Here is a 25,219-nt window from a genome sequence, read left to right as displayed (position 1 = left end):
GGCAAAAGTCCTATTTCAAGCGGCCGGTCTGGCCGCGGTCGCGGAGATAATGGTCGGCAACGGCGCAGGCGACCATGGCCTCGCCGATCGGCACGGCGCGGATGCCCACGCAGGGATCGTGCCGGCCCTTGGTGCGCACATCGACATTGTTGCCGTCGGCGTCGATCGAGCGGCGCTCGGTGAGGATCGAGGAGGTCGGCTTGATGGCAAAGCGCGCGACGACAGGCTGGCCGGTGGAAATTCCGCCCAGAATGCCGCCCGCATGGTTGGACAGGAAGATCGGATTGCCGTCATTGCCCATGCGCATTTCGTCGGCGTTTTCCTCGCCGGTGAGTTCCGCGGACGCAAAGCCTTCGCCGATCTCCACGCCCTTCACGGCATTGATCGACATGAGCAGCGAGGCGATGTCCTGGTCGAGCTTGCCGTAGATCGGCGCGCCGATGCCGGCAGGAACCCCCTCGGCGACGACCTCGATGACGGCGCCGATGGAGGAGCCGGCCTTGCGGATGCCGTCGAGATACTCTTCCCAGACGGGCACGATGGCAGGGTCCGGGGCGAAGAACGGGTTGTTGTTGACCTCGTTCCAGTCCCAGTTGCGGCGGTCGATCTTGTGCTTGCCGATCTGCACGAGGGCTGCGCGAACGGAAAGGCCCGGCACGACCTTGCGGGCAAGGCCACCGGCGGCGACGCGCGCGGCGGTCTCGCGGGCGGAGGAACGGCCGCCGCCGCGATAGTCGCGGATGCCGTATTTGACGTCATAGGTGTAGTCGGCATGTCCCGGGCGGTAGCGCTTGGCGATCTCGCCGTAGTCCTTGGAGCGCTGGTCGGTGTTTTCGATCAGCATGGAGACCGGCGTGCCGGTCGTGATCATCGTCTCGCCGTCCTCGTCCAGCATCACGCCGGAGAGCACCTTCACCAGATCGTCCTCGCGGCGCTGCGTCACGAAACGCGACTGGCCGGGCTTGCGCTTGTCGAGCCAGGCCTGGATTTCGGCAAGCGTGAAGCGGATGCCGGGCGGGCAGCCATCCACCACGCAGCCGAGTGCGACCCCATGGCTTTCGCCCCAGGTGGTGACGCGGAAAAGATGACCGAAACTGTTGTGCGACATGAGCGGACCCGGACCCGTAAGAAAGTGCGCCCTCTCTTAGTGGAAAAGACAGGGGAGGGACAAGGGTTTCGCGTCAACTCCGATCAGGAAGCCAGCTTCCAGCGCATTTCGCGGCCAAACGCCAGAAAGTCGTCGCGCGAGAGCGGCTTGGCGAAGGCGTAGCCCTGCAGGAGGTCGCAACCGAGCAGGCCGAGCATTTCGGCATGGTCCATGGTCTCGACGCCTTCGGCCACGATCTCGATGTTGAGCGAGCGGCCGATCTCGATGATCGAGCGCACCAGCGCCTGCTCGTTGTGCGACTTGAGGATGGGGGCGACGAGCTGGCGGTCGATCTTCAGGCGCTTGGGCTTCAACTTCAGCAGGCTGACGATGGAGGTATGGCCGGTTCCGAAATCGTCGATCTCGATGTCGATGCCGAGCGCCTTGATGCGCTCCAGGTTGGAAAGCACCACGTCGTCGCTCTCGTCGAGGAAGATCGATTCCACCAGTTCGAAGGAAATCTGGCCGGGCTGGATGGAGAGGCCCGTGAGGCTGTCGATCAGGCCTTCGTCGCGCAGGCGTCGCGCCGACACGTTGACCGAAATCTTCGGCATGACCAGGCCCCGCGCGGCCCAGCGCGCGCAGTCGAGCAGCGCCTTTTCCAGCACGATGCGGTCGAGCGTCGCCATGACGTTGAGGTCTTCGGCGATCTTGAGGAAGCGGTCAGGCGTCAGCAGCCCGTCGCGGGGGTGGTTCCAGCGGATCAAGGCTTCGGCACCGGCGAGTTTCAGCGTTCCGGCCTCGATCTGCGGCTGGTAGTAGGGCACGAATTCGTCGTTTTCGATGCCGGCCAGGATATCGTCGGCGATGCGCTTGTTCGAGATGATCTCCGCCTGCAGCACCTCGGTGAAGAACTCGTGGCGATTGCGGCCCATCGCCTTGGCGCGGTAGAGCGCGATGTCGGCATTGACCAGCAGCTTGGCCGTATTGATCGAATGCCCTTCGGCAAGTGCCACGCCGATGCTGACGCCGAAACGGCACAGATGCCCCTCATATTCGACCGGCTGCTGCATCAGCGTGATGATGCGCCGCGCCAGCGTGCTGAGATAGGAAGGGTCGATGGTGTCGGTCACGACCACCACGAATTCGTCGCCGCCGATACGCGCCACGAGATCGCCCTTGCGGGTCGAGGCACGCAGCACTTCGGAGGCATGCACGAGCAGTGCGTCGCCGGCGGCGTGGCCGAGCGTATCGTTGATCTGCTTGAAACGGTCGAGGTCGATATGGAGGATCGCGATGCGCACGTCCGTCGTTTGGCTGAGTTCGGCGATGCCGGTCAGCTCGTCGTCGAGCATGCGGCGGTTGCCAAGCCCCGTCAGCGGGTCGTGCAGCGCATTGTGCTCGATGCGGTCCTTCGCCTGTTCCAGCTCGATATTCTTGGCGTCCGCCTGTTCCTTCGCCGCCTTGAGCCTTTCCTTGAGGATCACGTCCTCGGTCACGTCGAAGGCGAGGCCGACCAGCTTGCGCGCGCCGCCATGGCCATGATGGATCTTGCCGACGGAGCGTACATGGCGGATTTCGCCGTCCGCCAGCATCACGCGGGCCTCGTGCACATAGGGCAGGCCCTGCTGGATGCAGCGGCCGACATTCTCGACGATCGCGTCGCGGTCATCGGGGTGAATGGCTGAAAGCCAGTTCTCGCGCGTCACCAGGCCGTTCGTGAAGGTCAGCCCGTAGAGCTGATGCATGCGCGGGTCCCAGAAGGTCCGGTCGCGGTCGAGATCGGCTTCCCAGAGGCCACACTGGTAGGAATCGAGCGCAAGGTCGAGGCGGCGGGTCGTCTGTTCGAGTTCGGAATTCTGCAGATCGGAACGTTCCTTCGCCTCCTTGAGGCGCGCCGTGATCAGCACGTCCTCGGTGACGTCGAAGGCGAGGCCGACGAGCTTGCGCCGGCCGTCCTGCTCGACATGCAGCTTGCCGACCGACTGGACGTGACGGACCGCGCCGTCGGGGTGGACGACGCGGGACGTGCGCATGTAGGGTACGCCTTCCTCGATGGTTACATCGGCCTTGCGCTGGGCTTCTTCGCGGTCGTCTGGGTGGATGGCGTTGCGCCAGGTCTCGTGGTTGATGCGCTTGCCGGTGTTCTTCACGCCGTAGAGCTGGTGCATGCGCTCATCCCACAGCGTCAGCCCGTCCTCGAGGTCGGCCTCCCAAAGGCCGCATTGATAGGCGTCGAGCGCCAGATCGAGACGGCGGGTGAGTTTGGCAAGCTCGGCGTTCTGGACTTCCGCATGCTCCTTTGCGGTCTTCAGCGCCTCGTTGAGCAGCACGTCCTCGGTGACGTCCCAGCTGATGCCGGTGAGCTTTTCCTCGCCGTTCGGGCCGATGAGGCGCGAGCCGACATTGCGGATGTAGCGCCATCCGCCATCAGGCATGCGGATGCGGTATTGCGACTTGTAATCGTTGCCGCCGGCACGGATGAGGTCCATCTCGGCTTTGGCGGTCGGAACGTCATCGGGATGGAGGGCGTCCCGCCATTCGGCATCGTGCGGGGTCTGGTTTTCCGGGAAACCGTGCAGCCTGTGCATCTGTGCATCCCAGTTGCGCGCGCCGGTTGCAAGTTCCACCTCCCAGATGCCGATCTTCGAGGCGTCGAGCGCGATATCGAGGCGCTGCGAGAGCGACTGGACCTGCCGTTCGCGCGCTCTCAGACGCGCGATGTTGCGCTGGCGCTCGCTGACGAGGCTGCCCGTCAGGAGGATGGGCACGATGACGACAAGGGCCGCGGCGAGCATGAACATCCGGATCTGCGTCAGGTTTTCCGGCGGATGATGCCAGCCCTTCTTCGGAACCGCCGCAAGCTCCCAGCGCCCTCCGGGAAAATCAAGAACCTGCACGACCGGATCGTTCTCGAAGATTTCGGCATCGCCGAAGAACGGGTCGACGACATTGTCGGGCACGCTGACGTCGCGGATGGCGAGATCGATGTCCGCCTCGTGCTGGCGCATGTCCCCGCGGGCATGCATGTCGGGGCCGATGAGGCCGGCATCGCTGAAGAGCTTGCGCGCATCGACCACTCCGTCGATGTAGCCCCAGAAATGGTGCCGTGCGTCGATAGTGGTGAAAACGGGCATGAAGAGGTGGAAGCCAGGACCACCCTTGGCGAATTCGACCGGGCCGAACATCAGCGGGCGTCCGCGCGAGCGGTCCGTCTGGGCGGCCCGGCGGAAGGAAGGGAAGCGGTGGAAGTCAGTGCCGAGGTAACGCTGATTGCCGTCGAGCGGGAACGCCAGCGAGACGACGCCGTTCGGGGCTACGCCGACACGACGGAAATGACTGTTCTGCAGGATCAGTTTGCGGGCGAAGACATTGAACTGAAGCGACGCCTGCTGTGGGGCGACGGCGAACATGTTGGCTACGCTGCGCAGCGCCGACACATTGCTGTTGACCTCGCTCTGCAACCGCGCGCCGACCAGCGCCAGGTCACCCGAAACATGGGCCTGGAGTTCGTTGTGGTAGATGCGCTCGTTCTGCCGCTCGTAGAAGATGCCCGCCGCGAGGATGACGACACCTGCGATCGCTGCCGGTACGAGCGAAGGCCGCGCCCATTCTGCGATGGACGCCAGATGTTGGCGAAGAGCGGCATGCAAAGGCAAGAAAACATTCCCCGATGATCCCAAAACGGTACGGGTGGGTCCTTAAAATTGCATTTATAAGCAACTGAAATACTTGTACTTATGCCGGTTTACCGCTGCGTTTTCCCACTTTGGAACAGGGGCGCAGGACGTCATTTGTCCGACAATTCCGGGGATGACGCGGCAGCCCGCCTTGATTCATATGGTCTTTCCCGCCATCCATTTTGGCATTGCGCGCGGCGGGGCGAATTTCGCCATATTTGGGGGGCATCTGACGTGACCAGCAAAAAGACTGATTCATTTCCAGGGGTTCGTACGATGCGGTTGTTGATCGCAGCATTGATGGCTATGGCCGTCTTCCTTTCGCCACTCGTCGCATCGGCCGAAAGCGCCGACGTGGAAGCCACGATCACCGGCGTGGACACGGGGAACCTCTCCCTGTCGCTCGACGACGGCAAGAAGTACCAGGCGCCGGAAGAGTTCAACTTCGAAGGCCTTGAGCCGGGTGTGAAGGTGCTGGTGTTCTACACCGAAATCGATGGCAAGCGCGTCATCAACGATCTCGAGATCATCCAGTAACACGCGGCAGCGGCGGATTTATCCGCGGAGCCAGTGCATGCCCGTTCCATCCAGCCGCAGCACACGGTCCTGGAAAACGGGTGTGTTGGCCGCTTCCTCCTCGGCCATGCCGTTGAGGCGGAACGCCGCGCGGAAAACGCCGCCATGGCTGACGCAGACGGTCGGCCGGCTGATCTCGGCGAGAAACGAGCCGATGCGCCAGCAGAGGATTTCATAGCTTTCGGCCGTTTCGCCCGGCGGGATGAAATTCCATTTCGAGCGCCGGCGCTCGTCAACCCGATCCGGCGTCATCGCCGCCAGTTCCTCGAGCGTATGACCTTCCCAGTCGCCGAAGGAGACTTCGACGAGGCGCTTGTCGGTGCGGTAGGCGAGGGGAGGAAGGCCGATGGCGCGGCGCAGGATCTCCATCGTCTCGCGCGTTCGCCCCAGCGGGCTCGCCACGAAATCGAAATCGGACACAGCCTCGCCTAGAAGCGCCTTGAGGGCATGGCCGTTTCCGGCCGCCTGTGCGCGGCCGGTATCGTTGAGCGGGATATCCTTCTGGCCCTGCAGTCTGCCCTCTGCATTCCACGCGGTCTGGCCGTGGCGGATCATGTAGATAAGCAAGATGCGGGGCTCCGGAAGAAGCGTCAGTCCTTGATGACGGAGATGTCGGGCGCGTCGACGGCCTTCATGCCGACGACGTGGTAGCCGCTGTCGGCGTGATGCGTCTCGCCGGTCACCGAGCGCGACAGGTCCGACAGCATGTAGAGGCCGACATCGCCCACTTCCTCGATGGTGACCGTCCGGCGCAGCGGCGCGTTGTACTCGTTCCACTTGAGAATGTAGCGGAAGTCGCCGATGCCGGAGGCGGCCAGCGTCTTGATCGGGCCGGCCGAGATGGCGTTGACGCGAATGTTCTTCGGGCCCAGATCGACGGCGAGGTATTTTACGCTCGCTTCGAGGGCGGCCTTGGCCACGCCCATGACGTTGTAGTTCGGCATGACCTTTTCCGCGCCGTAATAGGTCAGCGTCAGCATGGAGCCGCCGTCGGTCATCAGCTTTTCCGCACGACGGGCGACCGAGGTGAAGGAATAGACCGAGATCTGCATCGTCTTGGCGAAGTTGCCCGGCGTCGTGTCGACGTAGCGGCCGGTCAGTTCGTCCTTGTCGGAAAAGCCGATGGCGTGCACGAGGAAGTCGATCTTGCCCCAGGTCTTCTCGATATTGTCGAAGACGGCATCGATCGATGCCTCGTCGGAAACGTCGCAGTCGCCGGCCAGCACCGCGCCGATTTCGGCCGCCAGCGGCTCGACGCGCTTCTTCAGCGCATCGCCCTGATAGGTGAGGGCGATCTCGCCGCCCTGTGCGTGGATAGCCTTGGCGATGCCCCAGGCGATGGAACGGTTGTTGGCGACGCCCATGATGACGCCGCGCTTGCCCTTCATCAGACCAGATGCCTGAACCATGGTTTGCCCCTCTGAAATCTAGAGCAACCCCCGCAAAGACGCGAAAAGGCCTTGCGTGCTTCGAGTTGCTTGAAATAAGTCGAAGTTGCCTATGGCATAGGCGGCAATGCGGTTCAAGCGCGCGCCAGTTCAGGAACTGTTAGCATCCGTAACAATGGGTGCATCTTTCACTGAAAGTTCATAAATCGATTAAAGGTAGAGGCCTTCGCGCAACGACCGCATGAGGTCGATCATCTTGGCATCCGGCTTTTCCCAAAGGAGCAGACGGATTTCGGCGATGAGGTCGCCACGCTCGCCGTTGTCCTTGATGAGGCCCTCGTCCGGGATCCGGATCGTCTGGTCGGATCCGGACCACGCCGGAACCGTGACGGAGAGGGGACCGCTCGGCCCCTCGATGGTCGTCTCGCAGCCGAGGACAGCATTCTCGATCGTGATGGGCAGATCGACCTTCAGATCGAAGCCATCGACGCGGAAGCGGCCGGGCGCCACACGCACGGTGACGACGGCATCGCCGCGCCGCAGGTTTTCGATGCGATGGCCGGCCTCCTTGAGACGGATCACCTGGCCATCGGTCGTGCCCGCACCGACGGGCACGCGGATGGTTTGTCCCTCCGGCGTCTCGATGGTCGGGCGCACGCGATTGAGGATGTCCTCCACGCTGACGGTAACGTCGGCGACGAGATCCGGCGCCTTCTCGACCGTGGCGCGTGTGCCGCGGATGCGGCGGATGATGGCGGAGATGATGGCGGTAGCCGGAGCCGCGGCGCGGGTGGGCGGCGCCTCTTCGGCGGCCGGTTCGGCCGCAACCTTGCGGGTATCCGGGGCGGGAGCGGCGGCGGATGCCTGTGTTTGAGCCTGAGCCTGGGTACGGGCCTGCGGCTTCGCCTCGGCCTGCTGGCCACGCGAATCGACGCCGAAGATGCGGGCGATCATGTCTTCCGCGCCCTCGCCGGATACGCGCGGACCCTCCGATTGACGGGGGCTTTCGGTTCTCGCTTTGCGCTCGGCCTGCTGCTGGCGCATCTGTTCCATGCGGCGAAGCTCCGCCTCGCGCTGCTGGCGGTCGTAGCGGCTGCGCTTGTCGGGATCGCGCAAAAGATCGTAAGCGCGGCCGGCTTCGGTGAAGCGCACGGTCGCGTTCGGGTCGTCATGGTTCTGGTCGGGATGCACGGCTTTCGCCACCGAACGCCACGCCGCCTTGATTTCGTCCTGGCCGGCATTCCGCTTCACGCCGAGAACCGAATAGGGATCACGCATAACTACCACCCGTTTCGTTTTACCGCTCATGGTAGCGGGCGAGTTTCTAACCGCCGGTTACGCGTTAGGGTTTACAGATTGCTAAGATGAGGATGGTCGGGCTCAACCTTGAAGGTCGAAGGCCAGGAGCAGCCATTCGCCGGAATTGCCAAGGCACGTGCGGCCGGAATAGTTGGCGATGCCCTGGTAGGAGTGTTTCGTCGTCACGAAATCCCGGCAAGTGCGGCCGGCACCGTCACGGTTTTCGGCAATCGTACTGATGACGCCGGCACTTCCCGAGGCGGAATTCGCCCAGGGAATGGGTTGGCCGGCGGACTGTACGAGATCGGCGGAGGAGACGGCATTGCGCACGGTTGTTTCGTCGGAAAGACGCTCGCCATTGGCAACGGTGCTGGTGCGGATGGTGCTGTCGACCTTGCTGTCTTCGAAAAGATCGAGACCGCTCATGCAGCTCGACAGGAGTGCAGCCGAAGTCGTTACCGCGACGACTGCGATGCAGCGCGCCCAGTATGGCTTTGTCTCCGGTCGCGACTTTGCTATGACGTTCACTCCACCTGCCTCATGCAGTCAAAAAGATCGGCCAAAAGAAGATCGGCATTGAATCGAATATGAGCGAAAATGCGTTAACAAGCGGTGACTTCACCGAGGAAAACGAACCCTATGCCCTGTTCGGAAGCTGGCTTTCGGACGCTGGCAAGAGCGAGCCGAACGATGCCAACGCGCTGGCGCTCGCCACCGTCGACGAGACGGGCCTGCCCAACGTTCGCATGGTTCTGTTGAAGGGTTTCGACGAGCGCGGCTTCGTGTTCTACACGAATTTCGAAAGCCGCAAGGGCCAGGAAGTCCTCTCCGCCGGCAAGGCCGCCATGTGCTTCCACTGGAAGTCGCTTCGCCGCCAGATCCGCATCCGAGGCGAGGTCGAGGTCGTCAGCGACGCCGAGGCCGACGAATATTACGCCTCGCGCCCGCGCGGCAGCCGCATCGGCGCCTGGGCCTCCAAGCAATCCCGACCGCTCGAAAGCCGCTTCGCGCTGGAAAAGGCCGTCGCCGAATACACCGCCCGCTACGCGATCGGCGAAATCCCCCGCCCGCCCCACTGGTCCGGCTTCCGCCTGAAGCCAGTCTCGATCGAATTCTGGCACGACCGTCCCTTCCGCCTGCACGACCGCGTGGAATTCCGCCGCGTGGAGGATGGCAAGGGCTGGACGAAGGTCAGGATGTATCCGTGAGCGGGTCGGCCTAGCTCCGCATCAGCCGGAAGGGGATGCCCGAGGCGAGCGCGCCGACATATTTCGGCTTTTGATACAGCCCGTTCAGCGAGATGCGGGGGAGCGCCGTCGGCGCGTCGAAGGAGCGCGACGAAAGCGTGCCGGGCTCCGTCCTGACGGCGACGCGGAAGCCGAGGTCCCTGGCGAACTGGTGCTCGCGCGACGAGACGGCGGCGCGGTCACCATAGGGATAGGCGAACGTATCCGGCCGGCGCCCGGTAATCGCGGCGATGCGCTCGGCCGATTCATCCATCTCGCGCCGTGCTTCCTCGTCGGAAAGGCGTGCCAGAGCGCGGTGGCTCACCGTGTGCGCGCCGATTGTCGCGAGGGGATTGAGCACGAGGCTCTTCAGTTCCGGCTCGCGCATGACCAGCCGTTCGGTGATCATCAACGGATCGATGTTGTGGGCGCGGGCAACCGCATCGAGCCTTTCAATGGCCGCGGTCTCCTCGGCGTGCAAACGAATGAAAGAGGCGAAACGCTCATAGGCCGCCTGTTTCTGGAAGGGCGTCGCGAGCGGCATAGTGACGGTGCCGGAGCCGAAATCGAAATCGAGATGGGGGGCTGCGCGCAAAAGCTCGGTCAGCGTTTCCCACCAGATACCGTGCGTCTTGCAGGCGAAGCCGGGTGCCACGAACACGGTGAACGGCACCTTGTGGCGCGTGAACACCGGTTGCGCATGCACGGCGTTGTTGCGGTAGCCGTCGTCGAGCGTGAAGGCGGCAAACCGCTCCCCGGGCCGCGCGATGGCGAGGCGTGCCGGCATGTCGGCAAGCGACACGAACTGATAGCCTTCTTCCGTCAGGTGCCCGATTGCGGCATCGAGGAATTCCGGCGTGATCTCAAGGTGGGCATTCGGATCGAAGACCTGTGGCGTCTTCGGCCGCACATGGTGCAGGGTGAAGATCGCCCCCATGCCGCGCGCAGACGCCATCAGGCCGGCGCGCTCCGCCAGATGCGCGACTTCGAGCCCGCCGGTGATGACGGCGCGCTTCAGCCCCTGTCGCATGACGCTACGGATCGGCATTCCCGCCTCCTGATGGTTGAACCAGCCGCCTTTATGGGGCTTGCGTGGTATCCGAGGCGTTAACGTCGCCGGCTACCCCCATCTTTTGCTGGTGAACCACACCGGAACCGAAGCGGTTTCACCCGCTCGCCAGGAGCTTTTCAAAGCTCGGCTGAGGGCCGGGCCCGGAACAAGGTCTATCCTGCGGATCGGCGCGCCGCTCCCTTGTCGATGCGGCAAGGGGCACCGGTTGCCTGACGGCAGGCGCGCCACAGGGCGTCTCCGCCGGCGCAAGGTCAGCCTCGGCGCAAGGGCGCCGGAACCGCTCATTTTTCGCGGCCGGCGGCTGGAAGGTCATGAGGCGGACGACGTCGGTGAAGACGGTGATGATCGGGATGAACATGTCATCTCCTCCATGCATATGATAACTGCACGGATTATCCGCCCGCTTGCCTCGTCGGCTCAAACGAGTTTATCGTCGATTTCAGATGACTTGAGGTTATGCGATGAAACGCGGTCGACTGCCTTTGACGGCATTGAGGAGTTTCGAGGCGGCGGGGCGGCTTGGCAGCTTCACGCTGGCGGCCGATGAGCTTGCGGTCTCGCAGGCCGCCGTCAGCCGGCAGGTGAAGGAGCTGGAGGCCGAGCTCGGCAAGCCGCTTTTCGAGCGCCGCCACCGCGCCGTACGCCTCACGCCGTCTGGCCACGCGCTGCTCGGCGTGCTCTCGCGCGCCTTCGATACGATGGATGCGAGCCTGTCTGACATTCGCGGCCGGCGCGGCGGCGGTCTCCTGGAAATCAGCGTGGAGCCGTCCTTTGCCGCCTGCTGGCTGGTCTCGCATCTCGATGATTTCCGCACCGGCCATCCCGACGTCGATGTGACGGTCGATTCCGACATGCGGCTCATCGAGTTTCGTACGCACGAAGCCGAAATCGCCATCCGCCACGGCATGGACGCCAAGGCCTGGCCGCGCACGGATGTGGATCATCTGACGGATGTGGACATGGTGGCGGTCATCGCGCCGGGCCTGCTGGCGAATGGTCCGGCACTTTCCACGCCTGCCGACCTCTTCGCCCATACATTGCTGCACGAGGAAAACCGCAGCGTCTGGGAGCGCTGGTTTGCCGCCGCCGGCCTGCCGGACGCTCCGCTCGGCCGGGCGCAAATCTTCGCGGAGGGGAATCTGGTGCTGCAGGCGGTGCTGCGCGGCCATGGCGTGGCGCTGGTCGACCGTTTCCTCGCGGCCGAGGATATCGCCGCCGGCCGCCTTATCCAGCCCTTCGACCTTTCGATCCGCCACGGCGCCTACTGGCTGGTGGCGCGCAGCTTCAAGCGCCTCTCGCCGGAAGCGCAGGCGTTCCGGTCATGGCTGTTGCAGCGTCTCGGCGTGCGGGGAGAGGACGGCTCTTAGGTCTTTGTCCCGCCAACCGTGATCTGGTCCATCCGAAGGTGCGGCTGGCCGACGCCCACGGGCACCCATTGGCCGGCCTTGCCGCAATTGCCGATGCCGGTGTCGAGCTTGGTGTCGTTGCCGATCATCGAGACGCGGCGCATGGCGTCCGGACCGTTGCCGATCAGCATGGCGCCCTTGACCGGCGCCGTCACCTTGCCGTTCTCGATGAGATAGGCCTCGGTGCAGCCGAAGACGAATTTGCCGGAGGTGATATCGACCTGTCCGCCGCCGAAGGAGACGGCGTAGATGCCGTTCTTCACCGAAGCGATGATCTCTTCCGGCGTCTTGTCGCCAGAGAGCATGTAGGTGTTCGTCATGCGCGGCATGGGGCGATAGGCATAACCCTGCCGGCGGCCGTTACCGGTCGCCTTCATGCCCATCAGCCGGGCATTCTGCCGGTCCTGCATGTAGCCGACCAGCTTGCCGTCCTCGATCAGCACATTGTAGGCCGAGGGCGTGCCCTCGTCGTCGACGGTGATCGAGCCGCGGCGGTTGTCGATCGTGCCGTCATCGACGACGGTGACGCCCTTGGCCGCCACCTGCTCGCCCATCAGTCCGGCAAAGGCGGACGTTTTCTTGCGGTTGAAATCGCCTTCCAGCCCGTGGCCGACCGCCTCGTGCAGCATGACGCCAGGCCAGCCGTTGGAGAGCACGACATCCATCGTGCCCGCCGGGGCTTCGACGGCCTCGAGATTGACCAGAGCCTGGCGCAGCGCCTCATTGGCGCCGGCATGCCAGCTTTCCTCGGTCAGGAACGCATCGAAGGTCGTGCGCCCGCCGATGCCGTAGCTGCCCGTCTCCTGCCGGTCGCCTTCACCGACGACAACGGAAATGTTGATGCGGGTCATCGGCCTGACATCGGTGACGCGGTGGCCGTCGGCGCGCAGGATGTTGACGACCTGCCAGCTCGCGGCGACGGAAGCGGTGACCTGCCGGACCTTGGGGTCCTTGGCGCGCAGATAGGCGTCGATCTCGGTAAGCAGGGCCACCTTCTGCTCGAAGGTCGGCGAGCCGATCGGGTTGTCGGGGCTGTAGAGCTGGCGGTTGGTGCCCTGAGGCGCGGTCGTGTAGTCACCGGAATAGCCGCGCGTGACGGCGCCGGCCGCATCGGCCGCGCGCTTCAGCGCCGAAAGCGTCATCTCGCCGGAATGCGCATACCCCACGGCTTCGCCGGCAACCGCGCGCAGGCCAAAACCCTGGTCGGTATTGAAGCTGCCGCCCTTGAGGCGGCCGTTGTCGAAGGACAGCGATTCTGCCTGCGCATGTTCGAGAAACAGCTCGCCGTCGTCGGCGTTCTTCAACGTTTCCCTGAGCACCGCCTGCACGGATGCCTCGTCGGCATCGAAAAGGGAGAGGAGGTCGGTGTTCATGGCAGGCTCCGCGAGCATTGAAGGACCGGGCTCATGTAAGTCTCCCGGCGGCGGGCGACAAGCCCGCCGGGACAAGGCTTACGGCAGCGCGTCATAGCCTTCGCCGAAACCCTTGAGGTCGACGGGGATGCCGATGCCTTCCTCCGGGGACTGGAAGACGATGAAGGTGGCCGTCGCGCCGGAGCGGAAGGTCTTCAGCAATTCGTCCTCGAGCACGACTTCGGCATAGCAGCCATCGGCAAAGCAGCGCACGAAATAGGCGCGGCCGATATCCTTGCCGTCGACATTGAGGCCGAGCCCGTTCGGCAGCAGCACGCCCAGCGGCGCCAGTACCCGAAGGATCTTGGCCTTCCGGTCGGCGGTCTTGAGCACCACGACGGAGAGGCCCAGTTCAGGGCGGTCTTCGGCCAGCACGTTCTGCATCAGCGCGCATTGTTCGCCGGAGGCGCCAGCCGGCTGGTCGCAGACGATGGACCAGGCGCCATGGTTCGATTTCACGGTGCCGGGCTGCTGGGCCGCTGCGAGCGACGGAAGCGCCATGGCGCCGAGCGAGAAGACGGCAAGGCCGAATGCCGCCCGGGACAGCCGGGAAAGGGAAGCAAAACCCATGAAAACCTCGGAATCTCGAATCAGTCGGGGTATCTTTGAAGGGACGGCAGCGAAATGAAAAGCCCCGAGCGCTCCTTTCCGATTGATTGAAGGCGGAAATTGGACGCTCGGGGCTGCTCTTTATAATAGGGCGTCAACCGGCTGCCTCAGGTCGCGGGGCGATAGAGCCGGACCGGGCTGCCCGGCGCGCGGCGAACAATACCCTTGGCTTCGAGGTCGAGCTGAACGGCCTTCAGCCACCAACCGGCCTTGTCGCCGCCGGGAAACAGCTCTTCCGACAGATGCGGCAGGAGCGCGTCGCGGGCATCGGATACGGTAAGCCCCGGCGCCGTGTCCGGCAGGATGGTCAGGAGCGCCTCGCGCATCGCCTCGTACTTGGCGCGGTCGGCGCGATAGGTCTTGCCGGGCTGCAGTACGTTCTCGATGGAAATCTTCTCGCTAGGCATCGATTACTCCCGTCACATTGATCTTGGGATTGCGAAAACCCATCGCGATCCAGGCTGCCAGCAGCTTGGCGTAGAATTTCAGATGATGGGTCTTCAGGTTGAGGATGTCGGCCGGCAGGCCGGAGGCATCCTGGAGATCGCCGACCATGGTGCGCAGTTCCGGCTTTGGCCGCGTCTCCGCCGGCCAGAGATGCAGATAGACGCTCAGCCAGTGTGCGCCCTTCATCTCCAGGAAGACCGGCGTGTTGCAGCAGGTCGCGACGATCCGGCGCGAGCCGGCATCGGCCGTCAGGCGAAATTCCCTGAGGTTTTCCGCGCCCGAAAGGATCTTTATGCGGTCCTTGCGGTATTCCGCACTCGGCGTCGCCTGGTAGCTCGTGAGCATCGATTGCGCGCCGGGCAGGCGTTCAAGGCGCGCGGCCGCCGCACGGCAACTGTTGCACAGGCACTCCGAAACGAGGAACGGCTCGCCCTCCACTTCGAAATGCGTCTTGCCGCAGGTGCATCCGATGATTCTGGTTTTCGTCATGCTGCATCCTCCTCCGCTGGATGAAACAAATGTCTGATGTATCGGTCGAGATGGTCGAGGCTTTCCCGGGCGAGCGCCGGGTCGCTGGCGGCCTTGGCGAGAACGAAGGCGCCCTGGATGACGGTCTGCGTGTGGCGGGCAAGGCTCGCCGCGGTCCAGTCGGCCGTGATGCCGCGCGACTGCCGGGCCGCCTCGATATCGGTTTCCAGCGTTGCCGTGTGGCCGAAGATGCTGCGGGCACAGGCGTCGCGAATATCCGGCGCGCTGGCATAGGTCTCCTGCGCAAGTGTGCCGACGAGGCAGGTAAACTCCGCGATCTCGCCTTGGATGATCGCCTTGCGGAAGGCGACATAGGCAAGCAACCGGGCGAGCGGATCCGTCGGGCCGTGATAGGGTGCCGCCTCGAAGAAGGCGCTCGTCGTTTCCGCCCAGAAATCCGCTGCCGCGACGCCCAGCGCCTCCTTGCTGGCAAAGTGGTGGAAGAAGGCGCCCTTCGTCACATCCGCCGCCTTGCAGAGGTCGTCGACGCTGGTGGCGGCGAATCCTTTGGCGCGGATGATGTCACGGGCGGCTTCGAGGAGCCGGATGCGTGCATTGCCCCGTTCGGGCGCATGTTTGGTCGGTCTGGGCATGAAAATAACATACCATACGGTCGGTATGCGTCAAGGCGCGCCGGATTCTAGCCGCGAGTTGCCGATCATTTGCAGCGGATCCTTGAACTTGCGGGGTTCGTGGTAAAGGCGGGGGAGGGCGCCGGAAATTCCGGGGGCACGCCTCGCCGGTTTGGCGTCCCTCCAGTGAGTCGCGACCCTTGTGGGAGGCGTCGCCGGCAGAGGGTCGCGGCGGCCAAACCTTTCATGCTATAGGGAATTGTGTGGAAACTGTGGGGATAGGCGTAAGGCTTTTGCTTTTGCGCAAAAATGCCGCACGGGCGCAGGCCCATGGCTGTTGCGGCGAGCATGAAACTGTGGTTTTAAGCAGTCAGTATAGCAGGGATTCTGCGCGTCTGTTTGATCCCAATCAAACGCCTTGGGGAGATACGTTGTGAAAAACAAAGCTTTTGCAGTTCTGGCCGCCATCGGCTGTCTGCTCTTTGCTTCGACCGCTTTCGCTGATCAGCCGTTTCCGTGGCAGAAGGGCCTTCAGCCCGCCGCCACCTCGATCATGGAAGAAATTCGCTGGTTCGAGCAGTACACACTCTGGTTCATCGTCCCGGTCACGCTGTTCGTTCTCGTCCTGCTCATCATCATCGTCGTGAAGTTCCGCGAAAGCGCGAACCCGGTCCCCTCCAAGACCAGTCACAACACGGCGATCGAAATCGTCTGGACGCTTGGTCCGGTCATCGTTCTCCTGCTTCTCGCTATCCCGTCGTTCCAGCTCCTCAACAAGCAGCTCGCACCGACGGAAGAGCCGGAACTGACGATCAAGGCCACCGGTTTCCAGTGGTACTGGGGTTACGAATACCAGGTCGCCGACAAGCCGGTTTCCTTCGACAGCCTTCTGCTCGCCGATGGCGACCGCGCCGCGGCCGGCAAGGAAGACAAGTCGGTTTATCCGCGCCTCCTGACCGTCGACAACGAAGTCATCATCCCCGTTGGCAAGCATGTCCGTCTCCTCGTCACCGCTGCCGACGTGATCCACGCCTTTGCGATGCCCTCCTTCGGCGTGAAGATCGACGCCGTTCCGGGCCGCCTCAACGAAACCTGGTTCAAGGCCGACCGTGAAGGTCTGTTCTACGGCCAGTGTTCCGAGCTCTGCGGCAAGGACCACGCGTTCATGCCGATCGCCATCCGCGTTGTTTCGCAGGAGAAGTTCGATACCTGGCTTGCTGCCGCCGCGACGAATGTCGGCGAGGCAAACAAGGCCCTGATGGCGTCTGTCGACGGTGCGGCTCAGTCCGTAGACGTCGCCCAGAACGCCGCGCAGTAATATCTAGGGAGTCTGATCCATGGCCGGAACATCCGCTGCCCACGGCGATCACCACGATCACCACGAACACAAGCCGCTCACCTTCTTCCAGCGTTGGTTCCTTTCGACCAACCACAAGGATATCGGCACCCTCTACCTGATCTTCGCGATCTGTGCGGGCATCATCGGCGGCACGCTGTCGGTGGTGATGCGCATGGAACTGCAGGAGCCGGGCATCCAGATCTTCCACGGCCTGGCCTCGATGGTCTACGGCTTCGAGGGTGACGCTGCCATCGACGGCGGCAAGCACATGTTCAACGTCTTCACGACGGCGCATGCGCTCATCATGATCTTCTTCATGGTCATGCCGGCCCTCATCGGCGGCTTCGCCAACTGGATGGTGCCGATCATGATCGGTGCGCCGGACATGGCGTTCCCGCGCATGAACAACATCTCGTTCTGGCTGATCATCCCGGCCTTCCTGCTCGTGCTGCTCTCGATGTTCGTCGAAGGTCCGGCGGGCGGTTATGGCGCAGGCGGCGGCTGGACGATCTATCCGCCATTCTCCACTGCGGGCCAGCCTGGCCCTGCCATGGACTTCGTGATCCTCGGCCTGCACATTGCCGGCGCGTCCTCGATCCTCGGTGCGATCAACTTCATCACCACGATCCTGAACATGCGCGCTCCGGGCATGACGCTGCACAAGATGCCGCTCTTCGCCTGGTCGGTTCTGATCACCGCTTTCCTGCTTCTGCTCTCGCTGCCGGTTCTGGCAGGCGGCATCACCATGCTGCTGACGGACCGCAACTTCGGCACGGCCTTCTTCGCGCCGGAAAACGGCGGTGACCCGATCCTCTTCCAGCACCTGTTCTGGTTCTTCGGTCACCCGGAAGTGTACATCCTGATCCTGCCCGGTTTCGGCATTGTCAGCCACATCGTGTCGACCTTCTCGAAGAAGCCGATCTTCGGCTATCTCGGCATGGCCTACGCCATGGTCGCCATCGGCGCCGTCGGCTTCATCGTGTGGGCGCACCACATGTACACGGTCGGCATGTCGCTCAACACGCAGCGCTACTTCGTCTTCGCCACGATGGTCATCGCGGTTCCGACAGGTATCAAGATCTTCTCGTGGATCGCGACGATGTGGGGTGGTTCGATCCGCTTCACGACGCCGATGGTCTGGGCGATCGGCTTCATCTTCCTGTTCACCGTCGGCGGCGTCACGGGCGTTCAGCTCGCAAATGCCGGCCTCGACCGTGCCCTGCACGACACCTACTACGTGGTTGCCCACTTCCACTACGTTCTGTCGCTCGGCGCCGTCTTCGCCATCTTCGCGGCCTGGTACTACTGGTTCCCGAAGATGACCGGCTACATGTATTCGGAGTTCCTCGGCAAGCTGCACTTCTGGGTGATGTTCGTCGGCGTGAACCTCGTGTTCTTCCCGCAGCACTTCCTCGGCCTTGCCGGCATGCCGCGCCGCTACATCGACTATCCGGATGCCTTCGCCGGCTGGAACGCGGTGTCGTCCTACGGTTCGTACATCTCGGCCTTCGGCGTCCTGATCTTCCTCTTCTGCGTCTTCGAAGCCTTCGCCAAGAAGCGTGTCGCTGGTGACAATCCGTGGGGTGAAGGTGCGAATACGCTGGAATGGCAGCTGTCTTCGCCGCCGCCGTTCCACCAGTGGGAACAGCTCCCGAGGATCAAGTAAGATCTCTCTGAATGCGAGGCCGCCGGTCACGGCGGCCTCATCGATCAAAGACCGGATGAACCGGTCGAACGCGACGGAATGAACATGGCGGTCATTGAACATCACGAAACGGGTCCGGGCGGCGGCGAGGTCTACCTCTCCGAAGCGTCGCCGCGTGATTTCTTCGAGCTCCTGAAGCCGCGCGTCATGTCGCTCGTCGTCTTCACGGCCTTTGCCGGCCTCGTCCTGGCGCCCGGCACGATCAACCCGTTCATCGGCGCCATCGCGATCCTCTGTATCGCCGTGGGTGCCGGTGCGTCCGGTGCCCTGAACATGTGGTACGACGCCGATATCGATGCGGTCATGACCCGCACCGCCAAGCGTCCCATCCCGTCGGGCCGCATCCGGCCGGAAGAAGCGCTCGCCTTCGGCCTGACGCTCTCGGCCTTCTCGGTCTGCATCCTCGGCCTTGTGGTCAACTGGCTGTCGGCCGGCCTGCTCGCCTTCACCATCTTCTTCTACGCCGTCATCTACACGATGTGGCTCAAGCGCTCGACGCCGCAGAACATCGTCATCGGTGGTGCGGCCGGCGCCTTCCCGCCGATGATCGGCTGGGCCTGCGTGACCGGCGGCGTCTCCATCGAGAGCGTCGTGCTCTTCCTCATCACCTTCCTGTGGACACCCGCACATTTCTGGGCGCTGGCTCTCTTCAAGATGCGCGACTACGAGGCCGTCGGCGTGCCGATGCTGCCGAACGTCTCGGGCGAAGCCACCACGAAGGTGCAGATCCTCGTTTACGCGGTGCTGACCGCCCTCATCGCCGTCGTGCCGACCTGGCTCGGTTTTGCGAGCTTCGGATATGGTCTCTTTGCCGCAGCGCTCGGCCTCGGCTTCGTGTGGTACTCCATCGGCGTGTTGCGCATGCCGGAAGGTGACGTTGCGATGGTGCCGGCCAAGAAGCTCTTCGCCTTCTCCATCGTCTATCTGTTCGCGATCTTCTCCGGTCTCATGTTCGACCACCTGATCACTTCCTTCGGATGGGTGCTCTAATGGAAACCGTCAATCTCACTGAACGCCAGAAGAAGGCCCGCCGCGGCCGCAACATCGCGCTGGGCGCGGTGCTTCTGGGTCTCGTCGTCCTGTTCTACATCGTTACGCTGATCAAGTTCGGCGGCGGAATGGTGGGCTGACGATGAGCGAACCCCGCAAGACCGAAAAGAGCAGCATGGGCAACGGCGCAGTCGTCGCCATGTGCTGTTCCTTCGTCATCGGCATGGGCGCGATGGCCTATGCCGCCGTGCCGCTCTACGAAATGTTCTGCAAGGTCACCGGCTACGGCGGCACGACGCAGCGCGTCGAGCAGGCCTCGGACGTCATTCTCGACAAGACGATCAAGGTGCGCTTCGACGCCAATGTCGGCCCGGGCCTGCCCTGGACCTTCGAGCCGGTTGAGCGCGAGGTCGAGCTGAAGATCGGCGAGACCGTCCAGATCCTGTACAAGGCCCGCAACATGGCCTCCAAGGCGACGACCGGCCAGGCGACGTTCAACGTCACGCCGCAGGCCGCCGGCGCCTACTTCAACAAGGTCCAGTGCTTCTGCTTCACGGAAACGACGCTGAAGCCCGGAGAGGAACTGGAAATGCCCGTCGTCTTCTTCGTCGATCCGGAGATCGTCAAGCCGGTCGAGACGAAGGGCATCCACACGATCACGCTGTCCTATACCTTCTTTCCGCATGAGGCGTCGAAGCCGGTGGCTTCGGCTGCGGACGGGAAGACGGACGACGCGAACAAGCTTTGAAATTTATGCGTTACCGGCTATGCCGGGAACGGAACGCGATACATTGGGGATACGTCACATGGCCGATGCGCACCAGAAGAAACACGACTACCACATCATCGACCCCAGCCCGTGGCCGCTGCTCGCCTCCATCGGTGCTTTCGTGCTCGCCTTCGGCGGCATCGGCTACATGCGCTATCTCTCGGGCGGCGCCTTCCACCTGTTCGGTGTGAACCTCGCCAACCCCTGGATCTTCTTCATCGGCCTCGTGATCACGCTCTACACCATGTACGCCTGGTGGGCGGACACGGTGAAGGAAGCCCATGAAGGGCACCACACGCGCGTCGTGTCGCTGCATCTGCGCTACGGCATGATCATGTTCATCGCTTCCGAAGTGATGTTCTTCGTCGCCTGGTTCTGGGCGTTCTTCGATGCCAGCCTCTTCCCCGGCGAAGCCATTCAGGCCGCCCGTGTCGAGCACACCGGTGGCGTCTGGCCGCCGAAGGGCATCGAGGTTCTCGACCCCTGGCACCTGCCGCTCTACAACACCGTCATCCTACTGCTTTCGGGCACCTGCGTGACCTGGGCGCACCACGCGCTGCTGCACAATGACCGCAAGGGCCTCATCAACGGCCTGACGCTGACCGTGCTGCTCGGCATCCTGTTCTCCTTCGTTCAGGGTTACGAATACGCGCACGCGCCGTTCGCCTTCAAGGACTCGATCTACGGCGCGACCTTCTTCATGGCGACCGGCTTCCACGGCTTCCACGTCCTGGTCGGCACGATCTTCCTGATCGTCTGCCTGGTGCGGGCGCTGCGTGGCGACTTCACCCCCAAGCAGCACTTCGGCTTCGAAGCCGCCGCCTGGTACTGGCACTTCGTCGACGTCGTCTGGCTGTTCCTGTTCTTCTCCATCTACATCTGGGGTGGCTGGGGCGCGCCGATCGCGCATATGTAAGCGAGCCCGGCTCGACTGTCTTGAACGGCCGCAGCGATGCGGCCGTTTGCTTTTGCGGCTTCACCCGGCCGCTTTGTCGCAGCTTTTGCATTGGACGCGGCGACAGGGCAGCGTTACATCGAGAACAGGCCGCGTGGCCGAAGACCTGCTGAACTGGACATTGCGCATGGACGAGGACAAGGCACTCTATCCCCCCGTCGATCCCATCGGTGCCGGCCTGCGCGGCCGCTGCCCGCGCTGCGGCCAGGGCAAGCTGTTCGACGGTCTCCTGAAGGTGAAGCCCGCCTGCGCCAATTGCGGCCTCGACTATTCTTTCGCCGATTCGGGCGATGGTCCCGTCGTCTTCGTGCTGCTGATCGTCGGCTTCATCGTGGTCGGCTCGGCGCTGTGGATGGAGGTCAACTACGGCCTGCCGCTCTGGGCGCATTTCCTGTTGTGGCTCCCGCTCACCATCGGCCTCGGCCTGTGGTTGACGCGCGTCCTCAAGGGCCTGCTGATTACGCTGCAATACCGCAACAATGCCCGTCCCGGCGAGATCGACCGTGGCTGAGGTCCCGGCAAGCCATCGCCCGCGCGGCGGCAGGGGCAAGCCGATCCTCGCCGGGATCGCTTTCTTCGTTGCGCTCGCCATCCTGCTGTCGCTCGGCACCTGGCAGGTCCAGCGCCTGCACTGGAAGGACCGGCTTCTCGCCGAGATGGCCGAACGCCGCGCCGCGCCTCCCGCATCGCTTGCGGATATCGAGGCGCTGGCCGCCAGGGGCGAGGATATCGAATACCGCCCCGTCACCGTCTCGGGCGTCTTCGCCAACAACCGGGAGCGCCACTTCTTCGCCACCTGGCGCGGCCAGACCGGCTACTACGTCTATACGCCGCTCCAGCTTGCCGATGGCCGGTTCCTGTTCGTCAACCGCGGTTTCGTGCCCTTCGAGGCGAAGGAACCGGAAATGCGCAAGCAGGGCCAGCTCACCGGCGAGCAGAGCGTGACGGGTCTTGCCCGCGCCCGCCTTGCGGAAAAACCGTCCTCGATCGTGCCCGACAACGATGTCGCCAAGAACATCTTCTACTGGAAGGACCTCGACGTGATGGCCTCCAGCACCGGTATCCCCGCCGACAAGCTGGTGCCCTTCTTCGTGGATGCCGGCGATGCCTTGAACCCCAAGGGCCTGCCGATCGGCGCCGTCACGCAGTTCGACCTGCCGAACAACCACCTGCAATATGCGGTGACCTGGTATGGCCTTGCTGCCGCACTCGTCGGTGTCGCCCTCTACGCCCTCTTCCGGCGAAAAGGTGATCGCCCGACGGCCTGAAATGCCGTAGGAAAGGCGAGGGCAAACGGGAGAGGAACATGCAGGCGCTTGCAACCATTGTCGTCGCGATCATCGCACTCGAACATGTCTATATCCTCATTCTCGAAATGGTTCTCTGGGCGACCCCGAGGGGCCTGAAGGCCTTCGGCATGACGCAGGCCGAGGCGGAGGCGACGAAGGTGCTTGCCGCCAACCAGGGGCTCTACAACGGCTTCCTGGCCGCCGGCCTCTTCTGGTCGCTTATCCATCCCGATCCGGCCTTCGCCTACCAGATCAAATTGTTTTTCCTTGGCTGTGTGCTGGTCGCCGGCCTATATGGGGGCGCTACGGCCGCGCGAAAAATTTTCGTCATCCAGGCGCTTCCCGCGGCCATCGCCCTTGTTGCCGTCCTCATTGCCGGATAACCGAGACGCATGATTGAGAACCGACCGGATTTGACCATCAGGCTGTGCGGCCCGCGCGGCTTTTGCGCAGGCGTCGACCGCGCCATCCAGATCGTCGTGCTCGCGCTGAAGGCCTATGGCGCGCCGGTCTATGTGCGCCACGAGATCGTGCACAACCGCTATGTCGTGGAAGGTCTGGAGGCCAAGGGTGCGATCTTCGTCGAGGAACTCGACGAGATTCCGGAAGAGCATCGCAAGCAGCCCGTCGTCTTCTCCGCCCATGGCGTGCCGAAGTCGGTTCCGGCCGATGCCGAAAGCCGCAACCTGTTCTATCTCGACGCGACCTGCCCGCTCGTCTCCAAGGTGCACAAGCAGGCGATGCGCCACCAGCGCCTTGGCCGCCATGTCGTGCTGATCGGCCATGCCGGCCATCCCGAGGTCATCGGCACGATGGGCCAGCTGCCGGACGGTTCCGTCGACCTGATCGAGACGGTCGAGGACGCCGACAGATACGTGCCGCCGGATCCGGACAATCTCGGCTTCGTCACGCAGACGACGCTTTCGGTGGACGACACGGCCGGCGTCATCAAGCGCCTGCACGAGCGTTTTCCCAACCTCACCGCACCCGCCGCCGATTCCATCTGCTATGCCACGACCAACCGGCAGGAGGCCGTCAAGCAGGCCGCGCCGGGCTGCGATCTCTTCCTCATCGTCGGCGCGCCGAATTCGTCGAACTCCAAGCGGCTTGTCGAAGTGGCGCTGAGGGCAGGGGCGAGAAAGTCCGTGCTCGTGCAGCGCGCCTCCGAGATCGACTGGGAGACGATCGGCGATATCCGCACGGTCGGCCTTTCGGCTGGCGCATCTGCGCCCGAAGTCATCGTCAACGAGATCATCGAGGCCTTTCGCATGCGCTACAATGCGGTCGTGGAGCTGGCCGATACGGTCGAGGAAAACGAGCACTTCCTCGTCAATCGCGAGCTGCGCGCCATCGAACTCACCTCCGCCGACATGGCCTTCGTCAATGGAGAGTAAGGCCATCAAGCAGGCCCTCTCTCCCTTACTCACCCTGCAAGCCTGAGACCCGCCGTGGCCGTCTATACCGATATCACCGAAGACGATCTCTCCCGCTTCCTCACCGCCTACGACGCGGGCACGCTCTTGTCCTACAAGGGTATCGCCGAGGGCGTGGAGAACACCAACTTCCTGCTGCACACCACGAAGGGCGCCTTCATCCTGACGCTCTACGAAAAGCGCGTCGATCGGAGCGATCTGCCGTTCTTCCTCGGCCTGATGCATCACCTCGCGGAAAACGGACTGTCCTGCCCGCTGCCGCTGCCGCGCAACGACGGCGCGCTGCTCGGCGAACTCTCCGGCCGCCCCGCCGCCATGATCTCCTTTCTCGAAGGCATGTGGTTGCGCAAGCCGGCTGCAAAGCATTGCCGCGAGGTCGGCCGGGCTCTGGCGAAAATGCACGTGGCCGGGGAAGGTTTTGAAATCACCCGCGAGAACGCACTCTCCGTCGACGGCTGGCGGCCGCTGTGGGAGAAGTCGGTGGATCGCGTCGACGAGGTCGAGAAAGGCTTGCAGGGCGAAATCGCGGACGAGCTAGCCCTTCTTGAAACGAACTGGCCGAAGGACCTGCCGTCGGGCGTCATTCACGCCGATCTTTTCCCCGACAACGTCTTCTTCCTCGGCGATGACCTTTCGGGCGTCATCGATTTCTACTTCGCCTGCAACGACCTGCTCGTCTATGACGTCGCCATCTGCCTCAATGCCTGGTGCTTCGAGAAGGACGGCGCGTTCAATCTCACCAAGGGCATGGCGCTTCTGGAGGGCTATGAGAGCGTGCGTCCGCTTTCCGACGCGGAGGCTGCCGCCTTGCCGCTCCTGGCGCGCGGCTCGGCGCTACGCTTCTTCCTCACGCGCCTCTACGACTGGCTGACGACCCCGCCCGGCGCGCTGGTCGTCAAGAAGGACCCGCTGGAATATCTGCGCAAGCTGCGCTTCCACCGGCAGGTTCAAAACCCCGCGGAATACGGACTTTCCCGATGAAACATATCGATATCTTTACCGACGGCGCCTGCTCGGGCAATCCCGGTCCGGGCGGCTGGGGCGCGGTGTTGCGTTACGGCGACGTCGAGAAGGAACTCTCCGGCGGCGAGGCCGACACCACCAACAACCGCATGGAGCTGACCGCCGCGATGAGCGCGCTGACGGCGCTGAAGACGCCCTGCGAGGTCGATCTCTACACGGACTCGAAATACGTCATGGACGGCATTTCGAAATGGATTTTCGGCTGGAAGAAAAACGGCTGGAAGACCGCCGACAAGAAGCCCGTGAAGAACGGGGACCTCTGGCAGGCGCTGGACGCGGCGCGCATGCTGCACAAGGTCGAGTGGCATTGGGTGAAAGGTCACGCCGGCCACCCCGAAAACGAACGCGCCGACGAACTCGCCCGCAAGGGCATGGCGCCGTTCAAGAAGGGGTGACGGAGGACAGGCTGCCCTC

General features: G+C 63.5%; 28 protein-coding genes. 15 read left to right on the top strand and 13 right to left on the bottom strand.

Going from position 1 to position 25,219, the window contains the following annotated elements:
• Positions 1–10: 10 nt before the first annotated feature.
• The gene (gene aroC, locus MUO32_RS09000) at positions 11–1,108 is read right to left on the bottom strand and encodes a chorismate synthase (RefSeq protein ID WP_257947869.1); all 1,098 of its coding nucleotides are present in this window, start codon (positions 1,106–1,108) and stop codon (positions 11–13) included.
• 83 nt (positions 1,109–1,191) lie between these two features.
• Positions 1,192–4,746, bottom strand: a complete 3,555-nt coding sequence (locus MUO32_RS08995; RefSeq protein ID WP_257947868.1) for an EAL domain-containing protein — start codon at positions 4,744–4,746, stop codon at positions 1,192–1,194.
• 297 nt (positions 4,747–5,043) lie between these two features.
• Between MUO32_RS08995 and MUO32_RS08990 the strand changes: the two genes are divergently transcribed.
• Positions 5,044–5,304 carry a DUF1344 domain-containing protein gene (locus tag MUO32_RS08990; RefSeq protein ID WP_244760177.1) on the top strand — a complete coding sequence of 87 codons (261 nt, stop codon included), beginning with the start codon at positions 5,044–5,046 and terminating at the stop codon, positions 5,302–5,304.
• An 18-nt stretch (positions 5,305–5,322) separates the two neighbouring features.
• Here MUO32_RS08990 and MUO32_RS08985 read toward each other — a convergent pair whose 3' ends face one another.
• From MUO32_RS08985 to MUO32_RS08970, 4 genes are all read right to left on the bottom strand, one after another.
• Complete coding sequence (locus MUO32_RS08985; RefSeq protein ID WP_257947867.1) at positions 5,323–5,910, bottom strand: histidine phosphatase family protein; 588 nt, start codon at positions 5,908–5,910, stop codon at positions 5,323–5,325.
• 23 nt (positions 5,911–5,933) lie between these two features.
• Positions 5,934–6,752 (bottom strand): enoyl-ACP reductase FabI, encoded by an 819-nt coding sequence (gene fabI / locus MUO32_RS08980; protein WP_257947866.1) that lies wholly within the window; start codon positions 6,750–6,752, stop codon positions 5,934–5,936.
• A gap of 189 nt (positions 6,753–6,941) precedes the next feature.
• Positions 6,942–8,009 carry a DnaJ C-terminal domain-containing protein gene (locus MUO32_RS08975; RefSeq protein ID WP_257947865.1) on the bottom strand — a complete coding sequence of 356 codons (1,068 nt, stop codon included), beginning with the start codon at positions 8,007–8,009 and terminating at the stop codon, positions 6,942–6,944.
• 102 nt (positions 8,010–8,111) lie between these two features.
• Positions 8,112–8,558, bottom strand: coding sequence for an RT0821/Lpp0805 family surface protein (locus MUO32_RS08970; RefSeq protein ID WP_257947864.1), 447 nt, complete (start codon positions 8,556–8,558; stop codon positions 8,112–8,114).
• A 59-nt stretch (positions 8,559–8,617) separates the two neighbouring features.
• Here MUO32_RS08970 and pdxH point away from each other — a divergent pair, with 59 nt between their 5' ends.
• The gene (pdxH, locus tag MUO32_RS08965) at positions 8,618–9,238 is read left to right on the top strand and encodes a pyridoxamine 5'-phosphate oxidase (RefSeq protein ID WP_257947863.1); all 621 of its coding nucleotides are present in this window, start codon (positions 8,618–8,620) and stop codon (positions 9,236–9,238) included.
• Positions 9,239–9,248: 10 nt separating this feature from the next.
• Here the strand turns inward: pdxH and MUO32_RS08960 are convergent, their stop codons facing one another.
• Together MUO32_RS08960 and MUO32_RS08955 are read right to left on the bottom strand one after the other, a co-directional pair.
• Complete coding sequence (locus MUO32_RS08960; protein ID WP_257947862.1) at positions 9,249–10,304, bottom strand: polysaccharide deacetylase family protein; 1,056 nt, start codon at positions 10,302–10,304, stop codon at positions 9,249–9,251.
• Between the two features lie 118 nt (positions 10,305–10,422).
• The gene (locus MUO32_RS08955) at positions 10,423–10,686 is read right to left on the bottom strand and encodes a hypothetical protein (protein ID WP_257947861.1); all 264 of its coding nucleotides are present in this window, start codon (positions 10,684–10,686) and stop codon (positions 10,423–10,425) included.
• Positions 10,687–10,789: 103 nt separating this feature from the next.
• Here MUO32_RS08955 and MUO32_RS08950 point away from each other — a divergent pair, with 103 nt between their 5' ends.
• A complete protein-coding gene (locus MUO32_RS08950; protein WP_257947860.1) occupies positions 10,790–11,695 on the top strand; it encodes a LysR substrate-binding domain-containing protein in 906 nt (301 codons plus the stop codon).
• Here MUO32_RS08950 and tldD read toward each other — a convergent pair.
• The 5 genes from tldD to MUO32_RS08925 form a co-directional block, all read right to left on the bottom strand.
• Entirely contained in the window at positions 11,692–13,107 is a 1,416-nt protein-coding gene (tldD, locus tag MUO32_RS08945; protein WP_257947859.1) for a metalloprotease TldD, read from the bottom strand. The genes MUO32_RS08950 and tldD overlap by 4 nt on opposite strands.
• A gap of 78 nt (positions 13,108–13,185) precedes the next feature.
• Entirely contained in the window at positions 13,186–13,716 is a 531-nt protein-coding gene (locus MUO32_RS08940) for an invasion associated locus B family protein (protein ID WP_257947858.1), read from the bottom strand.
• A 146-nt stretch (positions 13,717–13,862) separates the two neighbouring features.
• The gene (locus MUO32_RS08935) at positions 13,863–14,162 is read right to left on the bottom strand and encodes a hypothetical protein (RefSeq protein ID WP_257947857.1); all 300 of its coding nucleotides are present in this window, start codon (positions 14,160–14,162) and stop codon (positions 13,863–13,865) included.
• Positions 14,155–14,691: a GFA family protein gene (locus MUO32_RS08930; RefSeq protein ID WP_257947856.1), complete on the bottom strand. Its 537-nt coding sequence runs from the start codon at positions 14,689–14,691 to the stop codon at positions 14,155–14,157. The genes MUO32_RS08935 and MUO32_RS08930 overlap by 8 nt, the downstream gene beginning before the upstream one ends.
• Positions 14,688–15,323, bottom strand: a complete 636-nt coding sequence (locus MUO32_RS08925) for a TetR/AcrR family transcriptional regulator (RefSeq protein WP_257947855.1) — start codon at positions 15,321–15,323, stop codon at positions 14,688–14,690. Before MUO32_RS08925 ends, MUO32_RS08930 begins: the two co-directional genes overlap by 4 nt.
• A 412-nt stretch (positions 15,324–15,735) precedes the next feature.
• Between MUO32_RS08925 and coxB the strand changes: the two genes are divergently transcribed.
• The 12 genes from coxB (at position 15,736) to rnhA (ending at position 25,200) form a co-directional block, all read left to right on the top strand.
• Positions 15,736–16,620: a cytochrome c oxidase subunit II gene (coxB, locus tag MUO32_RS08920; RefSeq protein ID WP_257947854.1), complete on the top strand. Its 885-nt coding sequence runs from the start codon at positions 15,736–15,738 to the stop codon at positions 16,618–16,620.
• A gap of 19 nt (positions 16,621–16,639) precedes the next feature.
• Entirely contained in the window at positions 16,640–18,307 is a 1,668-nt protein-coding gene (gene ctaD, locus MUO32_RS08915) for a cytochrome c oxidase subunit I (RefSeq protein ID WP_257947853.1), read from the top strand.
• Between the two features lie 84 nt (positions 18,308–18,391).
• Positions 18,392–19,336 (top strand): heme o synthase, encoded by a 945-nt coding sequence (locus MUO32_RS08910; protein ID WP_257947852.1) that lies wholly within the window; start codon positions 18,392–18,394, stop codon positions 19,334–19,336.
• Positions 19,336–19,476 (top strand): hypothetical protein, encoded by a 141-nt coding sequence (locus MUO32_RS08905; protein ID WP_257947851.1) that lies wholly within the window; start codon positions 19,336–19,338, stop codon positions 19,474–19,476. Before MUO32_RS08910 ends, MUO32_RS08905 begins: the two co-directional genes overlap by 1 nt.
• 2 nt (positions 19,477–19,478) lie before the next feature.
• Positions 19,479–20,084, top strand: coding sequence for a cytochrome c oxidase assembly protein (locus tag MUO32_RS08900; protein ID WP_257947850.1), 606 nt, complete (start codon positions 19,479–19,481; stop codon positions 20,082–20,084).
• A gap of 58 nt (positions 20,085–20,142) precedes the next feature.
• Positions 20,143–21,021 (top strand): cytochrome c oxidase subunit 3, encoded by an 879-nt coding sequence (locus MUO32_RS08895; RefSeq protein ID WP_257947848.1) that lies wholly within the window; start codon positions 20,143–20,145, stop codon positions 21,019–21,021.
• 166 nt (positions 21,022–21,187) lie between these two features.
• Complete coding sequence (locus MUO32_RS08890; RefSeq protein ID WP_257948241.1) at positions 21,188–21,571, top strand: DUF983 domain-containing protein; 384 nt, start codon at positions 21,188–21,190, stop codon at positions 21,569–21,571.
• Complete coding sequence (locus tag MUO32_RS08885) at positions 21,540–22,328, top strand: SURF1 family protein (protein WP_257947847.1); 789 nt, start codon at positions 21,540–21,542, stop codon at positions 22,326–22,328. Before MUO32_RS08890 ends, MUO32_RS08885 begins: the two co-directional genes overlap by 32 nt.
• Positions 22,329–22,366: 38 nt before the next feature.
• Entirely contained in the window at positions 22,367–22,732 is a 366-nt protein-coding gene (locus MUO32_RS08880; RefSeq protein WP_257947846.1) for a DUF1304 domain-containing protein, read from the top strand.
• A gap of 9 nt (positions 22,733–22,741) precedes the next feature.
• On the top strand, positions 22,742–23,743 hold the full coding sequence (gene ispH / locus MUO32_RS08875) for a 4-hydroxy-3-methylbut-2-enyl diphosphate reductase (protein WP_257947845.1): 1,002 nt from the start codon (positions 22,742–22,744) through the stop codon (positions 23,741–23,743).
• A 54-nt stretch (positions 23,744–23,797) separates the two neighbouring features.
• Positions 23,798–24,763: a homoserine kinase gene (locus MUO32_RS08870; RefSeq protein ID WP_257947844.1), complete on the top strand. Its 966-nt coding sequence runs from the start codon at positions 23,798–23,800 to the stop codon at positions 24,761–24,763.
• Positions 24,760–25,200: a ribonuclease HI gene (gene rnhA / locus MUO32_RS08865; protein WP_257947843.1), complete on the top strand. Its 441-nt coding sequence runs from the start codon at positions 24,760–24,762 to the stop codon at positions 25,198–25,200. The genes MUO32_RS08870 and rnhA overlap by 4 nt, the downstream gene beginning before the upstream one ends.
• The last annotated feature ends 19 nt before the right edge of the window (positions 25,201–25,219 follow it).

Source organism: Shinella sp. CPCC 101442, from assembly GCF_024704725.1.
Taxonomy (GTDB): Bacteria; Pseudomonadota; Alphaproteobacteria; order Rhizobiales; family Rhizobiaceae; genus Shinella.
The sequence above is the reverse complement of the archived record's forward strand: the minus strand, read 5'-3'. Positions and strand labels throughout refer to the sequence as shown.